The sequence below is a fragment of the Micromonospora sp. NPDC047521 genome (genome assembly GCF_055587305.1).
In genome coordinates, this window is the sequence record NZ_JBVJGN010000005.1 from 154,957 (window position 1) to 174,770 (window position 19,814).

A 19,814-nucleotide genomic window follows, 5' to 3' on the forward strand; every position below is an offset into this window, starting at 1 on the left:
GGGCAGCGCTGTTTTCCGGGGAGGTCTGACAGGGGTAGCGGTGTCGATCGTGTGCCCGTTCGTCCGGACCGGTAACACCCGCGCTCCACTCGACGAAGAAGGGGTGTAACGGCTACGAGAGGACGGCCCGTGAATGAGCCCAACCGAGTGGACGGTGACATCTCCGGCATCGGAGCTGATCCGTTGGCCTTCGAGGTCTTCTACCGCCGACACGTGGAGGCGGTGGGCCGGTTCGTGGCGCGACGGGTCGAGGACCCGCACCTCGCTGCCGACCTGACCGCCGACGTGTTCCTCGCGGTGATCGAATCGGCGGCCAGCTACCGGCCGGACCGGGGTAGCCAGCTCGGCTGGCTGTACGGGGTGGCCCGCAACGTCATCGGCGACGAGCGGCGCCGGGCGGCCCAACGGCTGCGGGTGAACGGCCGCCTGGCGGGACGACGGGACCTGGGCCCGGACGACATCGCCCGCATCGAGGAGCGGATCGACGCCGAGTCGGCGGCCCGCCGTACCCATCGGGCGTTGAGCGAGCTACCCGAGGACACCCGGGCGCTCGTCGAACTCGTCGCCGTGGACGGTCTCACCATCGCGGAGGCGGCGGCCGCGCTGGGCGTGTCGCCGGTGGCCGCGCGGGTGCGTCTGCATCGTGCCCGTCGTGTCGTCCGCGCCATGCTCGCCCGCCCGGCCATCACCCTCGCCTGATCACAAGGAGCTGACACATGAACAAGACCGAAGAGTCGCCGCAGGGTTTCGAGGCGCAGCTCCTCAGCGATCTGACGGCACACGTCGCCCGGCGGGCCGAAGGGGTGCCGGTGGCCAGTCCGGTCGGACGCCGTGCCCGGTCCCTGCGCGGATGGCGCCTCGCCGGAGCGTTCGGGCTGGCAGTCGCACTGACCGCGGGTGGGCTGGCGGTCCAGACGATGAGGCTGGGCGATCAGTCACCGCCCACGGCGAGCGCGTCGCAGATCCTCCGGATGGCGGCCGACGCCGCCCGGCAGCAGCCCGCGCTGACCGCCCGACCCGATCAGTACGTCTTCACGGAAATCCTGGTGACCTCGCGGGAGACGCCGGGCAGTGGCCCCTACCGGACCGTGCGTACGCAACTGTGGCAGTCGGCCGGGGGAGTCGCGTACACGCAGGGACGTAGTCGGCCGGAGACCGACCCGAACGGGTGGGGCGAGCTGAGGGTGCTCCGCATGGACGATCCCGCCGACCCCGACAAGGAACTCGACGCGTTCCCGCCGCCCGCGTACCACGGCGACCTGCCCACCGATCCGGACGCGCTGCTTCGATACCTTCGGGAACACCCGGTCGACCTGCACCTTCCCGAAGCAGCCGACGAGGCGGCCGTCTACGGGGACGAGAGCATGCCGTACACCACGGCCCGGTCGATGCTCGACGACTACGTGCCACCCCTGGCGCTGGCGGCGCTGTACGAACTGTTGGCACGCGAGCCCGGAGCGACTGTCATCTCCGGCAACGTGGCGGACGCCGCCGGCCGAAGCGGGGTGGCCATCCGGATGCCCGGCGTCATCGGTGCGAACGTCGACTTTATCTTCGACCGGGACACCCACGTCTTTCTCGGCAACCGTGACTCCCTGGTGCGCGACGGCAAGGAGTCGCTGTTCTGGGCTGCCGCGCGCCTGCGGACCGCAATCGTCGACCGGCCGGGCCAGTTGCCCTGAGCAGTGGTGCGAGACGTACGCCCCAGCGCGCTGCCCCGGCCTCCTGCTCGGAGGTCGGGGCAGCGTCGGTACTCCCCGACTCGTGACGAGTGTGCGGGGCCGGCTCCGCCTAGGGCGTACGTTCCAGCACGATGACGGGGATCTGCCGGGTGGTCTTGCGCTCGTACTCGGCGAAGCCCGGGTACGCGGCCTTCTGCGCGCTCCAGATCCGTTCCCGCTCGTCGCCGGTGGCGACCCGGGCAACCAGGTCGACCTTGTCCGTACCGATCTCCGCCTGAGCGCGCGGATTGGCGAGCAGGTTGTGGTACCAGTCGGGATTGGTGGGCGCACCGGCCTTGGAGGCGAACACGGCGTAGCCGCCGTCCACCTCCTGGTACATCATCGGGTTGACGCGAGGCTGGCCGCTCCTGGCGCCGACCGTGTGCAACAGCAGCAGTGGCGCGCCGGCGAACTGGCCGCCCACCTGCCCACCGTTGGCGCGAAACTCAGCGATGATCTTTTCGTTCCAGTCGCTCATGACGTCCTTTCGCTTCGGCACATCAGCTTCTTGATCAGATCACGATTCTGGCAGTTTCGGCCTCGTCGTCGGGGGGCGCTCGTGCTCGTCTGCGTCATGCGGTCGCGGTGGAGGCCTTCGCGGTCGAGCCAGCGGGACCGCGTTCGCGGAGCATGGTCAGGAGCCCGGGAAAGCGTTGTTCGACATCCTCGTAGCGCAGTGTGACCAGCCGACGGATGCCGTCCACGCGCGTGCGGATCGATGTTCATCGGGCGGTGCAGGCCGGCGCGGTAGGCAAGGTGTTGGTGGACGTCACACCCTGAACTGAGGAAAGCGGGTCATTGCCGCCGGGGGAGGGCTGCGACGATCAGGGCATGACGACGGCCGAGGCGTACGACAGATTCGCCAACCGCGAGGTGCGCGGGATCTCGCCCGCGTACGAGCGGCTGTCCCGGGCGGTGTCCTGCGACGACGACCTGCTCGCCCTGCTGGACGGGCTCCCGCCGGCCAAGAGGCAGCCGAACCTGCTCTTCGGTGTGGTCCGGTGGCTCGGCGGCCCGGTCGACGACCCGGCCGCGTTCCACGACTTCACGCTGGCGAACTGGCCGGCCGTCGAGGCGCAGATCCGCAAGCGGGCCACCCAGACCAACGAGGCCGGCCGGTGCGCGGTCCTGCTGCCCGTACTCGCCGCGCTGCCGCAGCCCCTCGCGCTGGTGGAGGTGGGCGCGTCCGCGGGGCTCTGCCTCTACCCCGACCGGTACTCCTACCGGTACGGCGAGCACCGGGTCGGCTCCGGCGAGCCGGTCCTGGAGTGCGCGGCCAGCGGATTCGAGCCGCCGGCACGCGTACCCCAGGTGGTGTGGCGGGCCGGCCTCGACCTCAACCCGCTCGACGTGACCGACCCCGACGACGTGTCCTGGTTGGACGCTCTGATCTGGCCGGAGCACGCGCACCGGCGGGCCAGGCTGCGCGCGGCGGCGGCGGTCGCCGCGGCCGAGCCGCCGCTGCTGGTCCGCGGCGACCTGGTGGACGACCTGCCGGCGCTTGCCGCGCGGGCGCCGGCCGGCGCGACGCTCGTGGTGTTCCACACCTCAGTGCTCTACCAGGTGCCGCTCGCGCGCCGGGAGGCATTCGTCCGGCTGGTCCGTGACCTGCCCGGGCACTGGATCGCCAACGAGGCCCCGGAGGTGCTGCCCTACGACGGGCTGCCCGACCCGCCAGGTGAGGGGATGCACAACGTCCTCGCACTGGACGGCAGACCGCTGGCCTGGACCCGGGGGCACGGCCAGGCAATCACCTGGTTCGCCTGACGTCGCCCGCCGACCCCGGCCGCGCCGATGCGATTCAGCGGGCCGGCGAGGGCATCCGGGCGCGCAGCGCACGACTGAACCAGTCCACCGCCGGTGCGACACCGCCGCCTGTCGACCAACCGTTGATCACGGACAACAGGTCGAGGTACCGGTCCCGGCGGCTGTCGTTCGCGGCGTCCAGCCGAGCCAGCAGCCGCTGGCGCAGGTCGGCGTCGTCGGGACGTCCGGTGAGGTGCGCGTACCGGCCGGCGACGGCCGCCACCACCGGATCGGCTTCGCGCCCGGTCGGATCGAGACCGGCCGCCAGGGCGGAGGCCACGCCGTCGCGGACCACCGCGACGGCGTCCGGGCGGGGTGGCCCCGGAACGTCGTGATCGGCGGCGTACCCGCGCACCAGACGCCGCATGCTGGCCCGGAAGTCCGGGTCCTGGGCCAGCTCGGCCAGCTCCACCCAGGCCCGCACCTGCTCGGTGTCGGGCTCGTCGGGCAGCTCAGGGGTCAGCGACCGCATGACCCCCGGGTACGCGGGTGTGGCGACCAGGCCGTCGAAGACGGCGTCGAGGAAGTCCGCGACCAGACGGCGGCGTTCCTGGCCGGAGAGCCGGGCCAGCCGATGCAGCAGATCCAGCTCCTCCGGCCCGGCGCCGCGCCGGCTGGCCGTGGCGAGCACCGCCTGGCGCTGCCGGAGCACCCGGATCTGCACCGCCAGCGCCTCGGCGTGCGCGGCGGCCACCTCGTGCAGCGGCACCTCGCGGTCCACCACCCGCCGGATACTGGCGAGGTCCACCCCCAGGTCGCGCAACGTCCGGACCAGCTCCAGCCGGGCAACCGCGTCCGGGCCGAAGCGGCGGTAACCGGCAGGGCTCCGGTCGGTCGGCGGCACGATGCCCTGATCGGCGTAGTAGCGGAGGGTCTTGACGCTCAGGCCGGTACGCCGGGCCAACTCGCCGATCGTGTAACGCTCCTCGCCGCTCATGCCCCCACCCTGCTGTCTCCCCCCGCTGGAGACTCAACCCCCGGATGCCGGTGGTCAGCCGAGAAACGCCGCAAGCGTCGCGGTGAACTGTTCGGCGTCGTCGAGCCACGGGTAGTGGCCCGCGCCGGGCTGGACGACAAGTTCGGCTTCCGGCATCAGCTGGCCGAGCTGGGCCACCAGGCCCGGTGGCGCGCCAAGGTCGATCTCGCCGGCGAGCAGCAGCACCGGGCTGCGATGGGCGGCGAGTGCGGCGCGGACGGCCGCCGGATCGAAGGCGCCGTCGGCACCGAAGACCCGGGCCGCCTCCTGGTTGCGCTGGCCGGGCTCGGCCGCCTGGTGTGCCTGGGCAGCCGCATCCCACCGGCCGTAGAAGAACGGCGCGATCGCCTGCCAGGCGTCTCCGGTCGCCCGACCGGCCACCATCGAGTCCAGCGCCTCCATCGCCGCCGGGAACCACCCCTCACCAACCCGGACCCGCGTGACCTCCGCCCGCAGCCGGGCGGTCGCCGAGAGCCCCACCGCCCGGGTGCTCGGGGTCACCAGCGCGAGCCGACCAACCCTCTCGGGGTGGCGGGTGACGTACTGCAGCGCGACGTTGGCACCGGCTGAGTGCCCGAGCAGGTCCAGGCGGTCGAGGTCCAGGTGTCGGCGCAGCGCCTCCACATCATCGACCAGCCGGTCGCAGCGGTAGCTGGAGACGTCGGCAGGCACGGCCGAGCGGCCGGTGCCCCGATTGTCGAGGACTACCAACGTCCGGTACGCGCCCAGGCTGCCGAGGTCACCGAGGTACGCCGAGTCGCGCATCGGGCCGCCGGGCAGGCAGACCAGCGGGGGGCCACCGCCGGCGACCCGGTAGGCCAGGGTGGTGCCGTCCGGTGCGGCGAAGGTGGGCATGGTCTCAGCATCGCAGGGTCGGCGGGCTCGCGGGAACCGCCCGGCGAGGTGGCGGCCGTGCTGGCAGGGCACCGATGAGCGCCCGTCCCTAGACTGCTGCGGTGAGCGGAGAGCGACGACCCCTGGCCGACCGGCCACTCACCGAGCCGCACCCGTCCCGGCTGCCGCCGGCGCACCCCGATCGGGAACGGATCCTCGCCGCGCACGCCGCCGCGTTGGCCGCCGGGGAGGCCGGCTACCTCGACCCGGCGAGCGGGTTGTTCGTGCTCAGCGCGGGGTTCCTGGCCCGGCGCGGAACGTGCTGCGGACGCGGCTGCCGACACTGCCCGTACGTGGACGATCCACAGTCGGAATAGGCGTCAGCGGGGGCTTTCGCCCGACCCGGACACCCCGTACGGTGTCCGACGGAGATGCGGCGGACACCCTGTGCCCGCCGGTCGGCGAGAGGGTGGGGCGTGCGCGGGCGGATCGTGGTCGCGGGGCTGGCCGGGCTGCTGGTGAGCGGCTGTGCCGCCGAGGCCGAGCCGGTGGCGGTGCCGCCACCCGTGCCCAGCACGGTGGACGTGGCGGCGGCCTCCTCGGGCGGTGCCTGCCGGCTGCTCGACTTCACGCTGATCGAGCAGGCGGTGAAGGTGCGCTTCGACGTGGCGGCGGCCAGCGAACGCGACGACACCCACACCTGCGTGGTCCGCTCCGAGGCGGCGACGTTGCCCGAGCTGACGCTGAGCGTGACCGAGACCACTATCGACAGGACCACCTTCGGCGCAGACGTGGTGCCGGACAGGGCGGCGAAGGTCACCGGGCTGGGTCAGCAGGCGTACCGGCGGACCACCGCCGCGACGGGCGGGCACGGGCCGGTGGCCGAGGTGGGCTGGCTGGCCAGCGACGGACGGTTGGCCTCGCTGAGCTGGACCGGCACCAGGGACAGCGAGCGGGCGGCTGCCGAGAAACTGACCGGTGGTCTGGTCACGCTGGCCAAGAAGGTCGACACCCGGGCGTTGTGACGCCCGCTCGGTCAGTTGGCGGCGACGAAGACCCGGGAGGCGACCTCGCGGGGCAGCCGGACCCGGTCGCCGGAGCGGTCGATCGACACCCCGTCGCGTTCCTGCGCCACGGTCACCGTGGCACCCGGGTCGACACCGGCGGCGTGCAACTGGCGCAGCACGTCGGCGTCGGTCTGCACGCTCTCGCAGATCCGGCGGACGACGACCGGCCCGGACAGGCCGGGGAACGCCAGGTTGCGCTCACCGTCGCCGGCCTCGGTGGGCTCCGCCTCGGGGGAGCCCAGCTCCTCCAGCCCTGGGATGGGGTTGCCGTACGGGGAGCGGGTCGGCCGGTTGAGCAGGTCGTACACCCGCTTCTCCACAGCGTCGCTCATCACGTGCTCCCAGCGGCAGGCCTCCTCGTGGGCCTCCTCGTAGGGCATGCCGATGACGTTTACCAGGAGCAACTCGGCGAGGCGGTGTTTGCGCATCACCGACACGGCGCTGCCGCGACCCAGCGCGGTGAGCGTGAGATGGCGGTCACCTTCGACGGTGAGCAGGCCGTCGCGTTCCATCCGGGCGACCGTCTGGCTCACGGTGGGGCCGCTCTGCCGCAGGCGCTCGGCGATGCGGGCACGTAGCGGCGGCACCCCCTCCTCTTCCAACTCGAGGATGGTGCGCAGGTACATCTCGGTCGTGTCGACCAGGTCGTGAGACTTCATAAGGTCAGCGGCCCTCCGGTGCAGAATGCTACCTCGGCTCGTGGGCGGCGACCGCCGCCGAGCCGTGTGCCGTTGACGCGAATGGTGTTGGATGGTCGCCATGTCCGGTACCCAGGAGCCGCTGGTCGAGGTCGATCGGCTCGCCGACGAGCTCGACCGCGACGATCCGCCCACCCTGCTCGACGTCCGCTGGCGGCTCACCGGGCCGCCCGGCCGCGACGACTACCTCGCCGGTCACCTGCCCGGCGCGGTCTTCGTCGACCTGGACACCGCGCTGTGCGGCCCACCCGGGGCCGGCGGCCGGCACCCGCTGCCCGACCCGGCCGCGTTGCAGGCCGCGCTGCGGGCCGCCGGGGTCCGCGCCGGTCACCCCGTCGTCGTGTACGACGGCGGCGACGGCCTGGCCGCCGCGCGGGCCTGGTGGACGCTGCGCTGGGCGGGGCACCGTCCGGTCCGCCTGCTGCACGGCGGCTACCCGACCTGGGTGGCCGCCGGTCGGCCCGTCTCGACCACGGCGCCCGATCCGGCCCCCGGTGACGTCGAGGTGCGCCCCGGTGACCTGCCGGTGCTCGACGCGGCGCAGGCCGCGAGGCTGGCCGCCGCGGACGACGCCGTTCTGCTCGACGTGCGGGCCGCGCCCCGCTACGCCGGTGAGACCGAGCCGATCGACCCGGTCGCCGGTCACGTGCCGGGGGCGGCGAACCTGCCCGCCGGGGAGTACGTCGGCCCGGACGGGCGCTTCGCGGCGGCCGACGTGCTGCGGGAGCGGTTCGCCGCGGCGGGCGTCACCGAGGGCCGGTCCGTCGGGGCGTACTGCGGCTCCGGGGTGACCGCCGCGCAGGCGGTGCTGGCGCTGCACCTGGCGGGCCGACCGGACGCGGCGCTCTACGTCGGTTCGTGGAGCAACTGGGTGGCCGACCCGGCCCGGCCGGTCGCCACCGGTCCGACACCCGGTCGCTGACCTGCGTGTGCGGACGGTCCTCGTGCGACGATGGGCTCATGTCCGACGACACGGTGGTGGTGTGGGACGAGTCGCTGCTCGCCTACGACATGGGTGACCATCCGCTCGACCCGGTCCGGGTGGAGTTGACCGTCGCGCTCGCCCGGGAGCTGGGCATCCTCGAACGACAGGGGGTGCGCATGGTCAAGCCGGAGCCCGCCGACGACGCCCTGCTCACCCGCGTGCACCACCCGGCCTACCTGGCCGCAGTGCGCGCGGCCCCCCGCGACCCGCTCTTCGCCGGGTACGGGCTGGGCACCTCCGACAACCCGGTCTTCGAGGGCATGCACGAGTCCAGCGCGCTGATCGCCGGCGCGACGGTGGCCGCCGCCGAGGCGGTCTGGCGTGGCGACGCCCGCCGGGCGGTGAACGTGGCCGGCGGCCTGCACCACGCGATGCCCGCCCGGGCGTCCGGCTTCTGCGTCTACAACGACCCGGCGGTGGCCATCGCCCGACTGCTCGACCTGGGCGCGGAGCGCATCGCGTACGTGGACGTCGACGTGCACCACGGCGACGGGGTGCAGCAGATCTTCTGGGACGACCCCCGGGTGCTCACGGTGAGCCTGCACGAGACCCCGCTGGCGCTGTTCCCGGGCACCGGCTTCCCCGACGAGACCGGCGGGCCGGGCGCGCAGGGCACCTCCGTGAACATGCCGTTGCCGCCGGGCGTCGACGACACCGGCTGGCAGCGGGCGTTCCACGCGATCGTGCCGTCGGTGCTGCGCGCGTTCCGGCCGCAGGTGCTTGTCACCCAGTGCGGCGCGGACGGGCACCGACTGGATCCGCTCGCCGACCTCAACCTCACGGTGGACGGTCAGCGGGCCACCTACCTGGCGTTGCGGGCGCTCGCCGACGAGCTGTGCGACGGCCGCTGGGTGGCCACCGGCGGCGGCGGGTACGCGCTTGTCGAGGTGGTGCCCCGGGCCTGGAGCCACCTGCTGGCCGTCGCCACCGGCGATCCGGTCGACCCGGCGACGCTCACCCCGCCCGCCTGGCGGGAGTTGGCCGCCGCCCGTCGTCCGGGCCGGGAGATTCCGCTGCGGATGACCGACGACGCCGACCCGTCGTACGCGCCGTGGCAGCCGACCGGTGAGCCGAACGCCGTGGACCGGGCCATCGCGGCCACCCGCAAGACGGTTTTCCCGCTGCTCGGGCTCGACCCGCACGACCCGCGGGACTGAGCCGGGCCGGGGGAGGACCACGCCGGTGACGACGGTGGACCAGCCGGTGGACGTGCTGCTCAGGGATGGCAGCACCGTCCAGTTGCGACAGATCAGCCCGGCCGACGCGCCGGGCATCGTGGCGATGCACAGCAGGTTCTCCGAGCGCACCCGCTACCTGCGCTACTTCTCGCCGTATCCGCGCATCCCGGAACGGGACCTGATCCGGTTCGTCACTGTCGACCACCGCGACCGGGAGGCGTTCGTCGTGCTGTCCGGCGACCAGATCGTCGCGGTCGGCAGGTACGAGCGGCTCGGCCCGCAGGCCCCGGAGGCGGAGGTGGCCTTCGTGGTGGAGGACGCCCACCAGGGCCGGGGCATCGGCTCGGTGCTGATGGAGCACCTGGCCGACGCCGCCCGACGCAACGGCATCATGAGTTTCGTGGCCGAGGTGCTGCCGACCAACGGGACGATGCTGCGGGTCTTCGCCGACTTCGGCTACCAGGTCCAGCGCGAGTACGCCGACGGCGTGGTGCACCTCAGCTTCCCGATCGCGCCCACCGAGGCGACGCTTGAGGTGCAGCGGGGCCGAGAGCACCGCACCGAGGCCCGGTCGATCGCCAGGCTGCTCGCCCCGCGGGGCATCGCCGTCTACGGCGCCAGCGCCACCGGCCAGGGCGTCGGAGCGGCGGTGCTCGGGCATCTGCGCGACGGCGGTTTCACCGGCGCGGTGGTGCCTGTGCACCCGAGCGCGTCGACAGTGGCGGGTCTGCCCGCGTACCCGTCGGCGGTCGACGCCGGTGTCCCGGTGGACCTGGCGGTGGTGGCGGTTCCGCCGGAGGCGGCGACCACCGTGGTGGCCGACGCGGCAGCCGCGGGAGTGCACGGCCTGGTGGTCATCTCGGCCGGCTTCGCCGAGGCCGGCGCGGAGGGCGCGGCCAGGCAGCGGGCGCTGGTCCGCGCGGCGCACGCCGCGGGCATGCGGGTGATCGGCCCGAACTGTCTGGGCGTGGCAAACACCGACCCGACGGTACGCCTCAACGCCACCCTCTCTCCGGCACTACCGCCGGCCGGTCGGGTGGGCATCTTCAGTCAGTCCGGCGCGTTCGGGGTGGCGTTGCTCGCCGAGGCGGACAGGCGTGGCCTCGGCCTGTCCAGCTTCGTGTCGGCAGGTAACCGGGCGGACGTCTCCGGCAACGACCTGCTCCAGTACTGGCAGGACGACCCCGGCACCGACGTGATCATGCTGTATCTGGAGACCTTCGGGAACCCCCGCAAGTTCGCCAGGCTGGCCCGGCGGATCGGCCGGGCGAAACCGGTGGTGGCGCTCGCCTCGCCGGCCCGCCCGGTCGGGGTGGGTGACACCGACGGCCCGGACGAGGTCGCGGTGGCGGCGCTGTTCGCCCAGTCCGGGGTGATCCGGGTGGACACCGTGTCGGAGCTGCTCGACGTGGGGGTGCTGCTGGCCAACCAGCCGCTGCCGGCCGGCGGCCGGGTTGGCGTGGTCGGCAACTCCTCGGCGTTGACCGGGCTGGCCGCCACGGCCTGCGCCGGGCAGGGCCTCACCGTGGCCGACGGCTACCCCCGCGACGTGGGGCCGAGCGCCGGCGCCGCCGAGTTCGCCGCCGCCCTCGCCGAGACGGCCGCCGACGAGGGGGTGGACGCCCTGGTGGTGGTGTTCGCGCCCCCGCTGCCCGGCCAACTCACCGATGTGGACGCCGATGTCACCGCCGCGCTGCCGGCAGCGCTGGCGTTGGGCAAGCCGACTGTGGCGACGTTCCTGGTCGGCCGGCTGCCCGCCGGGGTGCCGGCGTACGGCGGTGTCGAGGAGGCGGTGCGTGCTCTCGCCCGCGTGCACAGGTACGCCGAGTGGCTGCGCCGGCCGCCCGGCGTGACACCCGAGCTGCCCCGGGTGGACGCGAACGCGGCGCAGGCCGCCCTGCACGCCGACACCATCGACCCGGGTGCGCTGCTGGCCGCGTACGGCATCGAGACGGTGGCGTCGCTCTCCGCCGACTCGGCTGACGCGGTGGTGGAGGCCGCGTCGCGGCTGGGTTTCCCGGTGGCCCTCAAGGCGGCCGCGCCGGGGCTGCGGCACCGGCTCGATCTCGGCGCCGTCCGGCTCGGCCTGCCCGACGAACCGGCACTGCGCCGGGCGTACGCCGAGGTGGCTGCGCTGTTCGGCGCGGACGTCCTGGTCCAGCCGATGGTCCCGCCCGGCGTTGCGTGTGTCGTGGAGCTGGTGGAGGATCCGGCCTTCGGCCCGGTGGTCGGTTTCGGTCTCGGCGGGGTCGCCACCGAGTTGCTCGGCGACCGGGCGTGGCGGGCGGTGCCGCTGACCGACACCGACGCCGCCGAACTGGTCGACGAGCCCCGGGCGGCGCCGCTGCTGCGCGGGCACCGGGGCGCGGCGCCTGTCGACCGGGCGGCGCTGGCCGACCTGCTGCTGCGGGTGGGTCAGCTCGCCGACGAGCAGCCCCGGGTACGCTCGCTGACCCTCAACCCGGTGCTCGCCCGCCCGGACGGCATCTCCGTCCTGCACGCCGAGGTACGCGTCGGCGGGGTGCTCGCCCGCCCCGACACCGGCCCCCGCCGGCTCTGACCGCGTACGCGTGGAAGCCCCCGGCGAACCGCCGAGGGCTTCCGTGCAGGGCTCGGGTCAGCAGGCGTACGCCTCCAGGCGCTGGGCCCGCTCCGGCGCGCGCAGCTTGAGCAGCGTCACCTTCTCGATCTGCCGGATCCGCTCCCGGGACAGGCCGAACTCCCGGCCGACCTCGTCCAGGGTGCGCTGCCGGCCGTCGTCGAGACCGAACCGGAGCCGGATGACCGCCTGCTCCCGCTGGGACAGGGTGGCCAGCACGATGCTCACCTCGTTGCGCAGTTCGCCCTGCGCGGCCGCGTCACCCGGCTCGGTACGCGGGTCCACCGCGGCCACGAAGTCACCGAGCGCGCTCTCGCCGTCGTCACCGACGGCCTGGTCCAGGCTGACCGGCTCCCGGTCGTAGGAGATCAGCTCGATGACCTGGATCTCGGGGATCTCCAGCGCCCGGGCGACCTCGGCGACAGTGGGTTCGCGGCCCAGCGTCACCGCAAGCTCGCGGCGGGCCCGCACCATCCGGTTCACCTGCTCGACCATGTGCACCGGGATGCGGATGGTGCGGGCCTGGTCGGCCATGGCGCGGGTGATCGCCTGCCGGATCCACCAGGTGGCGTACGTGGAGAACTTGTAGCCCTTGGCGTAGTCGAACTTCTCCACGGCCCGGATCAGACCCAGGTTGCCCTCCTGGATGAGATCGAGGAAGGCCATGCCGCGTCCGGTGTAGCGCTTGGCGATGCTGACCACCAGCCGCAGGTTCGCCTCCAGCAGGTGGTCCTTGGCGGCGCGGCCCTCCGCGACGATCAGCTCCAGATCGGCCCGCAGCTCCTCGGAGACCGGGGTGCAGGTGGCCAGCTTCTCGTCGGCGAACAGGCCGGCTTCGACGCGGCGGGCCAGGTCGACCTCCTGCGCGGCGGTCAGCAGCTTCGTCCGACCGATCCCGTTGAGGTACGCCCGAACCAGGTCGGTGGAGATGCCACGCTCGTCGGTGGCGTCCAGGTCGGCGAGAGCCTCGACGGCCCCGTCGGTGTCGGTGCTGGTGCTCGGGCGGGTCCGGTGTTCCGTCATCTGCAGGGCCATCTCTGTCTCTCCCCGTATCCACGTCTGTGCCGTGTCTTCCGGCCCAGTGGTGCCGGTGTGACACACAGCTTGGCGGGCGGGACGTGAAACGGGAGTGAGGCGATCGGGCACCCGACAGGAACCGGTCGGATCGCCGGTGCGGTGTGTCGTCACGGTGTGCACTCGCCCGGTCCGGCTTCGTTGTGGACGGTCGGCCAGCCCGGGTTCCGCCGGTCAGAGGTCCAGGACGAGCGTCCGGGGGCCGACGTTGACGCTCTCGACGAGCATGTGGGTGCGGAAGCGACCGGTCTCGACCTTGGCGCCGCGCTGGCGTAGCGCGTCGACGACCGCCGTCACCAGCGGCTCGGCCACCTCGGCGGGGGCGGCGGCGAGCCAGCTCGGCCGGCGGCCCTTGCGGGCGTCGCCGTAGAGGGTGAACTGGCTGACCACCAGGATCGGCGCGCCGGTGTCGGCGGCGGACACCTCGTCGTCAAGGATGCGCAGCTCGTGCACCTTCCGGGCCATCGTCTCGGCGGTCCGCCAGGTGTCGGTGTGGGTCACCCCGAGCAGCACCAGCAGGCCGTTCTCGATCGCGCCGACCACCTCGCCGTCCACCGTCACGCTGGCCCGCCCGACGGTCTGCACCACCGCCCGCATCAGGCGCTCACCGGCTCGATGAAGCCCCGCTCCACCAGGTGCGCCACGATCGGGCCGGCCGCCTCGGCCATCTCGTCCGGCTCGACGTCGTGTGCCGCCGCGAGCAGGGCGAGCTGGTCACGCAGCGGCAGCCGGCCGTCGGCCCCGCCGACGAGCGCCAGCACCAGCGGGTCGATCTCCTCGGTCCAGCGCAGGCCGTGCGGCATCGCGAGGACCTGCCGGTCCACCGCCCAGCCCTCGTCGCCCATGGTGGCCTCCTGCCGCAGCTGGAGGCCGTCGGCGGCCCGGTAGCGCTCGGCGAGCAACGCCTCGGTGCCGCGTACCCGCAGGAAGTCCTGTCGGTCGAACCAGGCGGCGATCTGGTCGCCCAGCGGCGGCTGCACCCGCTGGCGCAGGTCCTCCACCCGGACCACCGGGTCGGCGTGCCCACCGCCGCGCAGCGACACGATGCCGAAGCCGATCCCCTCCACCTTGTGCGCGTCGAACCAGTCCAGCCAGGCGGCCATCCGCTGCGGGTCGGCGGTCTCGCCGACGTCGGTGAGCCACAGGTCGACGTACGCCATCGGGTCCGCCACCTCGCGCTGGATCACCCAGGCGTCCAGCCCGGTCCCGGTGAACCAGCCGGCGACCCGCTCGTCCCACTCCTCGCCGGCGACGTGCACCCAGTTCGCCAGGTACTGCATGGTGCCGCCCTCGGTCAGCAGGCCGGGAGCGGCGGCGGCCAGCTCGGCGCCGATCGCGTCGCCGACCCGGCCGGAGTCGCGGTAGACGTGCGTGGTGGTGCCCGGACCGACCACGAACGGCGGGTTGCTCACCACCAGGTCGAAGCGTCGGCCGGCCACCGGTGCGACCAGGTCGCCACGCAGCAGCTCCCAGTCCTGACCGTTGAGGGCGGCGGTGGTCGCCGCGAAGCGCAGGGCCCGCTCCGACAGGTCGGTGGCGGTCACCGAGTTGGCGTGGGTGGCCAGGTGCAGAGCCTGCACGCCGGAGCCGGTGCCCAGGTCCAGTGCGGTGTCGACCGGGCGGCGCATCGTCGCGCCGATCAGGGTCTGGGTGGCCCCGCCGATGCCGAGCACGTGCTCGGCGTGCAGCGGCCGGCCCGGTCGGGCGCTGGCCGGCACGTCGGCGAGCACCCACCAGTCGTCGCCGTACGGCTCCAGGTCGACGCCGGCGCGCAGACCGTCGCCGTACCGCTCGACAAGCCCGCCGGTCAGCGCCTCCTCGAGGCTCAACGGCGCCAGCGCGGCGGCCACCGCCGCATCCGACTCGGTCTGGTCGCAGATGAACACCCGGATCAGCGTGGCGAGCGGATCGAGGTCCTCGGTGGCGCGCAGCGCGGCCCGGTAATCGTTGCGGGCCACCGACGCGGTGGCCTGCGGGCCGAGGCGCTCAGCGATGCCCGCGCTGGTGAACCCGGCCCCGGTCAGCGCGGTGCGCAGCGCGTCGACACCGGCGGGGGAGAGCAGCATGTCGTGTTCGTCCACGCCGCCATCCTGCCCCTCCGGGCGGAACGCGCGGTCACCACCCACGGGATTCGACGTCGGCGTCGGGCAGGTTCGGGGCCGTCCCGGCGTCGTCGCCTCGGCCCGGAGCGTCGGTCTCCGCCCGGGCCGGTACGCCAGGCAGGATGTCCCCATGACGCTCGTACTGCCCATCGACCCGGAGGCCAACCGGCTGCTGGAGCGCAGCCCGCTGGCCCTGCTCCTCGGCATGGTCCTCGACCAGCAGGTACCGATGGAGAAGGCGTTCTCCTCGCCGTACGTGCTCGCCCAGCGGCTCGGCCACGAGCTGGACGCGGCGGAGCTGGCCGGGTACGACCCGGAGGCGCTCGTCGCGCTCTTCGCCACCCCTCCCGCGCTGCACCGGTTCCCGAAGGCGATGGCCGCCCGGGTGCAGGAGGTGTGCCAGGTCCTCGTGGACCGGTACGGCGGCGACGCGTCCCTGCTCTGGTCCGACGTCACCGAGGGCCCGGAGCTGCTGCGCCGGGTGTCCGAGCTGCCCGGCTTCGGCAAGCAGAAGGCGCAGATCTTCGTAGCGCTGCTCGGCAAGCGGTTCGGGGTGACGCCGCAGGACTGGCGGGAGGCGGCCGGCGGGTACGGCGATCCGGGCGCGTACCGGTCGGTGGCCGACGTCACCGACGCCGACTCGCTGCGCCGGGTGCGGGAGTACAAGCAGCAGATGAAGGCGGCGGCCAAGGCGAAGGCCGCCGGCGGCTGACTCGGTGGCTCAGGCGGCGGTGGGGTGCGCCAGTGACGCCAGCGCGCGCCGGACGTCGGCTAGCGAGACGGTGGCGGAGTCGTCCAGGTCGGCCAGGCCCGCCTCGATCCACTGCCGCATCAGCGTGGTGACGCCGATGCCGCGGGCGTCGGCGGCGGCGCGTACCCGCTCGTAGGTGTCCAGGGGAAGCCGGACCGATCGGCTGACCATCGGCACGTCGGTGTCGGGGGTGGGCAGGTCCACCGCCGGGCTCTCGTCGATCAGATCGGCGATCCGGTCGTCGCCGCTGTGGAACTGCTTGGTCGCGTCGTTACGGTGCATCGTCACGGCCCCCCTCATCGGCGATCTCTCCGTACGGCCTCGTCGTAGCGCTTGGACTCGACGTCGCTCAGCTCGCGGGCGGAGAGGATGTCCCAGTCGTTGTCGGTGCCATCGGCTTCGGCGAGCAGCACGGCCAGTCGGCGGCCCCGGCGGGCGGCGGCGTAGACCACCATCACGTCGTCGCCCAGGTGGCGGATCACCCGTCGGGCGCTGTGCAGCGCCTCCCAGACTTCCCCGGGTGTGACGTCGTAGACCCTCAGGTTGGCCAACGCCTCGTCGGTGAAGCTGAACCTGCTGCCCACTGCGGGAGCGTACCACGGGCGTAACACGCACCGGATCACTCGAAGTTCGCTGATCACGGCCCCGCGGTGACAGGATGAGGCGTAACCCCCTCGAGGAGGTCCATGGTGAAGCGGCAGGCGTACCAGCCGATTCTGATCACCGACGCCTCGCGCAGCCAGAACGATCAGCTCACCAGCCGTCAGCGCCGCTACGTCCTGATGATGGGCATCCGGGTGGCCTGCATCGTCGCCGGCGCGATCCTGGTCGGCGCGAACGCCCCACTGCTGTGGCTCTGGCTGCCCCTGTGCGCCCTCGGCATGGTGCTCATCCCGTGGCTGGCCGTGCTGCTGGCCAACGACCGGCCGCCCAAGGAGCAGCACCGGCTGGCCAACCGGTTCCACAGGCGGCAGGTGGACGACACCCCGCCGATGAGCCTCACCGCCGAGGAACGCCCCCACAAGGTCATCGACGCCGAACCCTGACCCGTCCCCGGGCCAGGGTCCGACAGGTCACGGCCGTGGCCGCGCGCCGACGACCAGGGCGGCGCGCCGAACGCTAGGGCTGCGGTCGTGCGCCCACGGTGGAGACGGCCAGCGCGCCAAGGTCGGTGGCGCGGCCCATCGCCGCCGCCGGTGTGGCGCCGCCGAGCCAGGCGGTGAGCAGGCCGGCCGCGAAGGCGTCGCCCGCGCCCGTCACGTCCACCACCGCGACCCGCCGCGCCGGGGCCACGCTGACCGCCGAACCCCGGTCCACCCAGACCGCGCCCGCCGCGCCGCGCTTGACCACGACCCGCCGGGCCGTCGCCGACAACGCCCGGCCCTGCGCCGCCGGGTCCAGCCCGCCCGCCAGCACCGTTGCCTCGTCCGCGTTGACCAGCAGCAGGTCGACATCGCGTACCCAGGCCAGGAACGCCGCGGCGCCGACCCGCCGCAGCGGAGCCGCGGACGCCGCGTCGACGCTTGTGGTCAGCCCGCGCTCGCGGGCCGCGGCCAACGCCCGCAGTCCCGCGCCGCGCGACCCGGCGTCCAGCAGGGTGTACGCGGACAGGTGCAGATGCCCGGCGTCGGGCAGCGCCGCGAGGGCCCGCTCGACGTGCCCGTCGCTCAGCCGCAGGTTCGCGCCCCGCTGGGTGACCATTGTGCGTTCGTCGTCACCGGCCAGCACGATCACCGTGCCGGTCGGCACGTCAGAGACCCGCTGCACGGCGCAGTCGACGCCGGCCCGGTCGAGTTCGGCAACCCGGTCCCGTCCCGCCTCGTCGTCGCCCACCGCGCCGACGAGCGTGACGGGCACCCCCTGCGCGGCGACCCAGGCGGCGGTGTTGGCCGCCTGCCCACCACCGCCGAGGCTGATCTCGGCTGTGGTGTCCGAACCGGCCGCGAGCGGCCCCGCCAGTACCGCTACGACATCGGTGAGCACGTCCCCGACGACGACCACCCGGGCCGCTCGGGTCATGCCGCGACGGCGGTGTTGCGGGCGGCCGAGGCGACCGCGATCCGCGCGGCCAGGTCGGCGTTGCGCAGGATGATCCGGACGTTCACCGCCAGGCTCGCGCCCTCGGTGGCCGAGTGGAAGTGCGCCAGCAGGTACGGCGTGACGGCCTTGCCGGTGATCCCGTCCTGCTCCAGCCGGGCCAGACCGTCGGTCAGGGTCCGGTCGTGCAGCTCCGGGTCGAGCTGCTCGTCCACCGGCAGCGGGTTGGCGATGATCAGGCCGCCGGTGTGCACGGCCAGTCCGTCGCGGGCGGCGAGCACGTCCGCGACCTGCTCCGGCGACTCCAGCGACCAGTCCAGGTCGAATCCGCCGTCGGTCAGGTAGAAGCCGGGGAAGCGGTGGGTGCGGTAACCGACGACCGCGACCCCGAGCGTCTCCAGCCGCTCCAGCGTCGCGCCCACGTCGAGGATCGACTTGACCCCCGCGCAGACCACAGCGATCGGCGTCCGGGCCAGGGTGATCAGGTCCGCCGACTCGTCGAAGGTGTGCGCCGCCTCCCGGTGCACCCCGCCGAGACCGCCCGTGGCGAACACCCCGATCCCGGCCGCGGCGGCCACGGCGCTGGTCGCGGCCACGGTGGTGGCGCCGTCCGCCCCGGTCGCCGCGGCCACCGCCAGGTCGCGTACGGAGAGCTTGCTCACGCCGTCGACGGTGGCCAGCCGGGTCAGCTGTGCGTCGTCCAGGCCGACCACCAACTCGCCGCCGACCATGCCGATGGTCGCCGGGACGGCCCCGGCGTCCCGGACCGTCTGCTCGATCTCCCGGGCGACCCGCAGGTTTTGCGGCCGGGGGAGGCCGTGCGAGACGATGGTGCTCTCCAGGGCGACGACGGGCCGGCCGTCGCGCAGGGCGTGGGCGACGTCGGTGCCGTAGCTGATGCGAAATTCAGTCACGTTAAGCACGGTACGGGGTCGGGCTCCGGCCGGCCTCAAGTGGACCCGGCCGTGATGACCTGCCAAACTTGACGGTTGGAGGTGCAGACGTGAGCACAGAGGTTCTCGAGCGTCCGGAGCTGAAGGACGCCGACACCGGTCCCGAGATGTTCCACTACGTCCGCAAGGAGAAGATCGCCGAGAGTGCCGTCATGGGCACCTTCGTCGTCGCGCTCTGCGGGGAGACCTTCCCGGTCACCAAGGCCGCCAAGCCCGGTTCGCCGGTCTGCCCCAAGTGCAAGGAGATCTACGACTCGTACCGCGAGTGAAGCCCGGCCGGCCATCCGGCCGGCGACGTAGCCTGCGGCGGTGACCACCTCCACCGCCCTGCTCCTCGCCGACCTGACCGGGGTCGCGGTGTTCGCCGCCTCGGGCGCCTCGGCCGCGGTGGCCAAGCGACTGGACCTGTTCGGCGTCGCGTTCGTCGGCTTCGTGGCCGCGCTCGGCGGCGGGATCCTCCGCGATCTGGTCATCGACGAGGTGCCGCCGCTGGCCTTCGCCGACTGGCGGTACGCGGCCACCGCCGCGATGACCGCGCTCGCCGTGTTCTGGCTGCACCCGCAGCTCGCCCGACTGCGCACCACGGTGCTGGTGCTCGACGCGGCGGGCCTCGCGCTGTTCACCGTGACCAGCACGCTCAAGGCCCTCGACGCCGGGGTGCCCGCCGTCGGCGCCTGCCTGATCGGCATGCTCACCGCGATCGGCGGCGGGCTCGCCCGGGATCTGCTCACCGCCGAGATCCCGGTGGTGCTGCGCCGGGAGATCTACGCGCTGGCCGCGCTGGCCGGCTCGGTGCTCGTGGTCCTGCTGTACGCCACCGGACAGACCGGACCGGTGCCGCTCACCGCCGCTGCCGTGCTGGTCTTCGGGCTGCGCCTGATCGCGCTGCGTCGGCGCTGGTCCGCCCCCGTGGCGACGCTGCGACCACCGCACACCGGCGACCCGGAGTGGTGAGGCGCCGTTCCGCTGGGGTGGCAGATGTGACCAGCGTGGCGTCGCCTGGGCTGTGCGGCCCGCTCTGGTTATGCTGAGT

At 73.5% G+C, this 19,814-nt stretch carries 23 protein-coding genes; 12 read left to right on the forward strand and 11 right to left on the reverse strand.

Features of this window, described 5'->3' with window-relative positions; translation table 11 throughout:
- Window positions 1-129: 129 nt before the first annotated feature.
- Together ACZ6N8_RS13815 and ACZ6N8_RS13820 are read left to right on the forward strand one after the other, a co-directional pair.
- Complete coding sequence (locus ACZ6N8_RS13815) at window positions 130-699, forward strand: RNA polymerase sigma factor (protein ID WP_466010021.1); 570 nt, start codon at window positions 130-132, stop codon at window positions 697-699.
- Window positions 700-716: 17 nt separating this feature from the next.
- A complete protein-coding gene (locus ACZ6N8_RS13820; RefSeq protein ID WP_466010023.1) occupies window positions 717-1,682 on the forward strand; it encodes a CU044_5270 family protein in 966 nt (321 codons plus the stop codon).
- 109 nt (window positions 1,683-1,791) lie between these two features.
- On the opposite strand, the gene ACZ6N8_RS13825 is transcribed toward ACZ6N8_RS13820, so the two are convergent.
- Window positions 1,792-2,199: a nitroreductase family deazaflavin-dependent oxidoreductase gene (locus ACZ6N8_RS13825; protein ID WP_400311885.1), complete on the reverse strand. Its 408-nt coding sequence runs from the start codon at window positions 2,197-2,199 to the stop codon at window positions 1,792-1,794.
- Window positions 2,200-2,552: 353 nt separating this feature from the next.
- On the opposite strand from ACZ6N8_RS13825, the gene ACZ6N8_RS13830 reads away from it, so the two are divergent.
- Window positions 2,553-3,488, forward strand: coding sequence for a DUF2332 domain-containing protein (locus ACZ6N8_RS13830; protein WP_466010025.1), 936 nt, complete (start codon window positions 2,553-2,555; stop codon window positions 3,486-3,488).
- Between the two features lie 34 nt (window positions 3,489-3,522).
- Here ACZ6N8_RS13830 and ACZ6N8_RS13835 read toward each other — a convergent pair whose 3' ends face one another.
- Together ACZ6N8_RS13835 and ACZ6N8_RS13840 are read right to left on the reverse strand one after the other, a co-directional pair.
- A complete protein-coding gene (locus tag ACZ6N8_RS13835) occupies window positions 3,523-4,464 on the reverse strand; it encodes a MerR family transcriptional regulator (protein ID WP_466010027.1) in 942 nt (313 codons plus the stop codon).
- Between the two features lie 54 nt (window positions 4,465-4,518).
- The gene (locus tag ACZ6N8_RS13840; protein ID WP_466010029.1) at window positions 4,519-5,358 is read right to left on the reverse strand and encodes an alpha/beta fold hydrolase; all 840 of its coding nucleotides are present in this window, start codon (window positions 5,356-5,358) and stop codon (window positions 4,519-4,521) included.
- 101 nt (window positions 5,359-5,459) lie between these two features.
- Between ACZ6N8_RS13840 and ACZ6N8_RS13845 the strand changes: the two genes are divergently transcribed.
- Complete coding sequence (locus ACZ6N8_RS13845) at window positions 5,460-5,714, forward strand: DUF5522 domain-containing protein (protein WP_400311864.1); 255 nt, start codon at window positions 5,460-5,462, stop codon at window positions 5,712-5,714.
- Window positions 5,715-5,813: 99 nt separating this feature from the next.
- Window positions 5,814-6,362: a hypothetical protein gene (locus ACZ6N8_RS13850; RefSeq protein ID WP_364366409.1), complete on the forward strand. Its 549-nt coding sequence runs from the start codon at window positions 5,814-5,816 to the stop codon at window positions 6,360-6,362.
- Between the two features lie 11 nt (window positions 6,363-6,373).
- Here the strand turns inward: ACZ6N8_RS13850 and ACZ6N8_RS13855 are convergent, their stop codons facing one another.
- A complete protein-coding gene (locus ACZ6N8_RS13855; protein ID WP_357987220.1) occupies window positions 6,374-7,063 on the reverse strand; it encodes a metal-dependent transcriptional regulator in 690 nt (229 codons plus the stop codon).
- 100 nt (window positions 7,064-7,163) lie between these two features.
- Between ACZ6N8_RS13855 and ACZ6N8_RS13860 the strand changes: the two genes are divergently transcribed.
- From ACZ6N8_RS13860 to ACZ6N8_RS13870, 3 genes are read left to right on the forward strand one after another with little or no spacing between them, the layout of a single operon-like run.
- A complete protein-coding gene (locus tag ACZ6N8_RS13860) occupies window positions 7,164-8,024 on the forward strand; it encodes a sulfurtransferase (RefSeq protein ID WP_466010031.1) in 861 nt (286 codons plus the stop codon).
- A 38-nt stretch (window positions 8,025-8,062) separates the two neighbouring features.
- Entirely contained in the window at window positions 8,063-9,244 is a 1,182-nt protein-coding gene (locus ACZ6N8_RS13865) for an acetoin utilization protein AcuC (RefSeq protein ID WP_466010033.1), read from the forward strand.
- Window positions 9,245-9,269: 25 nt separating this feature from the next.
- The gene (locus ACZ6N8_RS13870) at window positions 9,270-11,825 is read left to right on the forward strand and encodes a bifunctional acetate--CoA ligase family protein/GNAT family N-acetyltransferase (protein WP_466010035.1); all 2,556 of its coding nucleotides are present in this window, start codon (window positions 9,270-9,272) and stop codon (window positions 11,823-11,825) included.
- A gap of 57 nt (window positions 11,826-11,882) precedes the next feature.
- Here the strand turns inward: ACZ6N8_RS13870 and sigB are convergent, their stop codons facing one another.
- The 3 genes from sigB to ACZ6N8_RS13885 form a co-directional block, all read right to left on the reverse strand.
- Window positions 11,883-12,899, reverse strand: coding sequence for an RNA polymerase sigma factor SigB (sigB, locus tag ACZ6N8_RS13875; RefSeq protein ID WP_466010037.1), 1,017 nt, complete (start codon window positions 12,897-12,899; stop codon window positions 11,883-11,885).
- A 213-nt stretch (window positions 12,900-13,112) separates the two neighbouring features.
- Complete coding sequence (dtd, locus tag ACZ6N8_RS13880) at window positions 13,113-13,535, reverse strand: D-aminoacyl-tRNA deacylase (protein WP_466010039.1); 423 nt, start codon at window positions 13,533-13,535, stop codon at window positions 13,113-13,115.
- Complete coding sequence (locus ACZ6N8_RS13885; protein WP_466010041.1) at window positions 13,535-15,019, reverse strand: DUF7782 domain-containing protein; 1,485 nt, start codon at window positions 15,017-15,019, stop codon at window positions 13,535-13,537. The genes dtd and ACZ6N8_RS13885 overlap by 1 nt, the downstream gene beginning before the upstream one ends.
- Window positions 15,020-15,170: 151 nt before the next feature.
- Between ACZ6N8_RS13885 and ACZ6N8_RS13890 the strand changes: the two genes are divergently transcribed.
- Complete coding sequence (locus tag ACZ6N8_RS13890) at window positions 15,171-15,752, forward strand: HhH-GPD-type base excision DNA repair protein (RefSeq protein WP_466010043.1); 582 nt, start codon at window positions 15,171-15,173, stop codon at window positions 15,750-15,752.
- Window positions 15,753-15,761: 9 nt separating this feature from the next.
- On the opposite strand, the gene ACZ6N8_RS13895 is transcribed toward ACZ6N8_RS13890, so the two are convergent.
- Window positions 15,762-16,073, reverse strand: a complete 312-nt coding sequence (locus tag ACZ6N8_RS13895; RefSeq protein WP_124771984.1) for a hypothetical protein — start codon at window positions 16,071-16,073, stop codon at window positions 15,762-15,764.
- A gap of 14 nt (window positions 16,074-16,087) precedes the next feature.
- A complete protein-coding gene (locus ACZ6N8_RS13900; protein ID WP_124771959.1) occupies window positions 16,088-16,375 on the reverse strand; it encodes a hypothetical protein in 288 nt (95 codons plus the stop codon).
- Window positions 16,376-16,477: 102 nt separating this feature from the next.
- Here ACZ6N8_RS13900 and ACZ6N8_RS13905 point away from each other — a divergent pair, with 102 nt between their 5' ends.
- Window positions 16,478-16,837 carry a DUF3099 domain-containing protein gene (locus tag ACZ6N8_RS13905; protein WP_357987199.1) on the forward strand — a complete coding sequence of 120 codons (360 nt, stop codon included), beginning with the start codon at window positions 16,478-16,480 and terminating at the stop codon, window positions 16,835-16,837.
- 73 nt (window positions 16,838-16,910) lie between these two features.
- Here ACZ6N8_RS13905 and ACZ6N8_RS13910 read toward each other — a convergent pair whose 3' ends face one another.
- Both ACZ6N8_RS13910 and ACZ6N8_RS13915 read right to left on the reverse strand, forming a co-directional pair.
- Entirely contained in the window at window positions 16,911-17,810 is a 900-nt protein-coding gene (locus tag ACZ6N8_RS13910) for a carbohydrate kinase family protein (RefSeq protein ID WP_466010046.1), read from the reverse strand.
- Entirely contained in the window at window positions 17,807-18,742 is a 936-nt protein-coding gene (locus ACZ6N8_RS13915) for a pseudouridine-5'-phosphate glycosidase (RefSeq protein WP_466010048.1), read from the reverse strand. The genes ACZ6N8_RS13910 and ACZ6N8_RS13915 overlap by 4 nt, the downstream gene beginning before the upstream one ends.
- Before the next feature lie 89 nt (window positions 18,743-18,831).
- Here ACZ6N8_RS13915 and ACZ6N8_RS13920 point away from each other — a divergent pair, with 89 nt between their 5' ends.
- Both ACZ6N8_RS13920 and ACZ6N8_RS13925 read left to right on the forward strand, forming a co-directional pair.
- Complete coding sequence (locus tag ACZ6N8_RS13920; RefSeq protein WP_007456912.1) at window positions 18,832-19,050, forward strand: DUF3039 domain-containing protein; 219 nt, start codon at window positions 18,832-18,834, stop codon at window positions 19,048-19,050.
- 40 nt (window positions 19,051-19,090) lie between these two features.
- Entirely contained in the window at window positions 19,091-19,735 is a 645-nt protein-coding gene (locus ACZ6N8_RS13925) for a trimeric intracellular cation channel family protein (protein WP_466010050.1), read from the forward strand.
- Window positions 19,736-19,814 lie beyond the last annotated feature (79 nt).

What these genes read in the sequence shown, in the direction of transcription:
- ACZ6N8_RS13835 (WP_466010027.1), bottom strand. Translation starts at nt 4,464, where the DNA reads ATGAGCGGCGAGGAGCGTTACACGATCGGCGAGTTGGCCCGGCGTACC.
- dtd (WP_466010039.1), bottom strand. Translation starts at nt 13,535, where the DNA reads ATGCGGGCGGTGGTGCAGACCGTCGGGCGGGCCAGCGTGACGGTGGAC.
- ACZ6N8_RS13910 (WP_466010046.1), bottom strand. Translation starts at nt 17,810, where the DNA reads ATGACCCGAGCGGCCCGGGTGGTCGTCGTCGGGGACGTGCTCACCGAT.
- ACZ6N8_RS13840 (WP_466010029.1), bottom strand. Translation starts at nt 5,358, where the DNA reads ATGCCCACCTTCGCCGCACCGGACGGCACCACCCTGGCCTACCGGGTC.
- ACZ6N8_RS13855 (WP_357987220.1), bottom strand. Translation starts at nt 7,063, where the DNA reads ATGAAGTCTCACGACCTGGTCGACACGACCGAGATGTACCTGCGCACC.
- ACZ6N8_RS13860 (WP_466010031.1), top strand. Translation starts at nt 7,164, where the DNA reads ATGTCCGGTACCCAGGAGCCGCTGGTCGAGGTCGATCGGCTCGCCGAC.
- ACZ6N8_RS13895 (WP_124771984.1), bottom strand. Translation starts at nt 16,073, where the DNA reads ATGCACCGTAACGACGCGACCAAGCAGTTCCACAGCGGCGACGACCGG.
- ACZ6N8_RS13825 (WP_400311885.1), bottom strand. Translation starts at nt 2,199, where the DNA reads ATGAGCGACTGGAACGAAAAGATCATCGCTGAGTTTCGCGCCAACGGT.
- ACZ6N8_RS13890 (WP_466010043.1), top strand. Translation starts at nt 15,171, where the DNA reads ATGACGCTCGTACTGCCCATCGACCCGGAGGCCAACCGGCTGCTGGAG.
- ACZ6N8_RS13905 (WP_357987199.1), top strand. Translation starts at nt 16,478, where the DNA reads ATGGTGAAGCGGCAGGCGTACCAGCCGATTCTGATCACCGACGCCTCG.
- ACZ6N8_RS13865 (WP_466010033.1), top strand. Translation starts at nt 8,063, where the DNA reads ATGTCCGACGACACGGTGGTGGTGTGGGACGAGTCGCTGCTCGCCTAC.
- sigB (WP_466010037.1), bottom strand. Translation starts at nt 12,899, where the DNA reads ATGGCCCTGCAGATGACGGAACACCGGACCCGCCCGAGCACCAGCACC.
- ACZ6N8_RS13820 (WP_466010023.1), top strand. Translation starts at nt 717, where the DNA reads ATGAACAAGACCGAAGAGTCGCCGCAGGGTTTCGAGGCGCAGCTCCTC.
- ACZ6N8_RS13830 (WP_466010025.1), top strand. Translation starts at nt 2,553, where the DNA reads ATGACGACGGCCGAGGCGTACGACAGATTCGCCAACCGCGAGGTGCGC.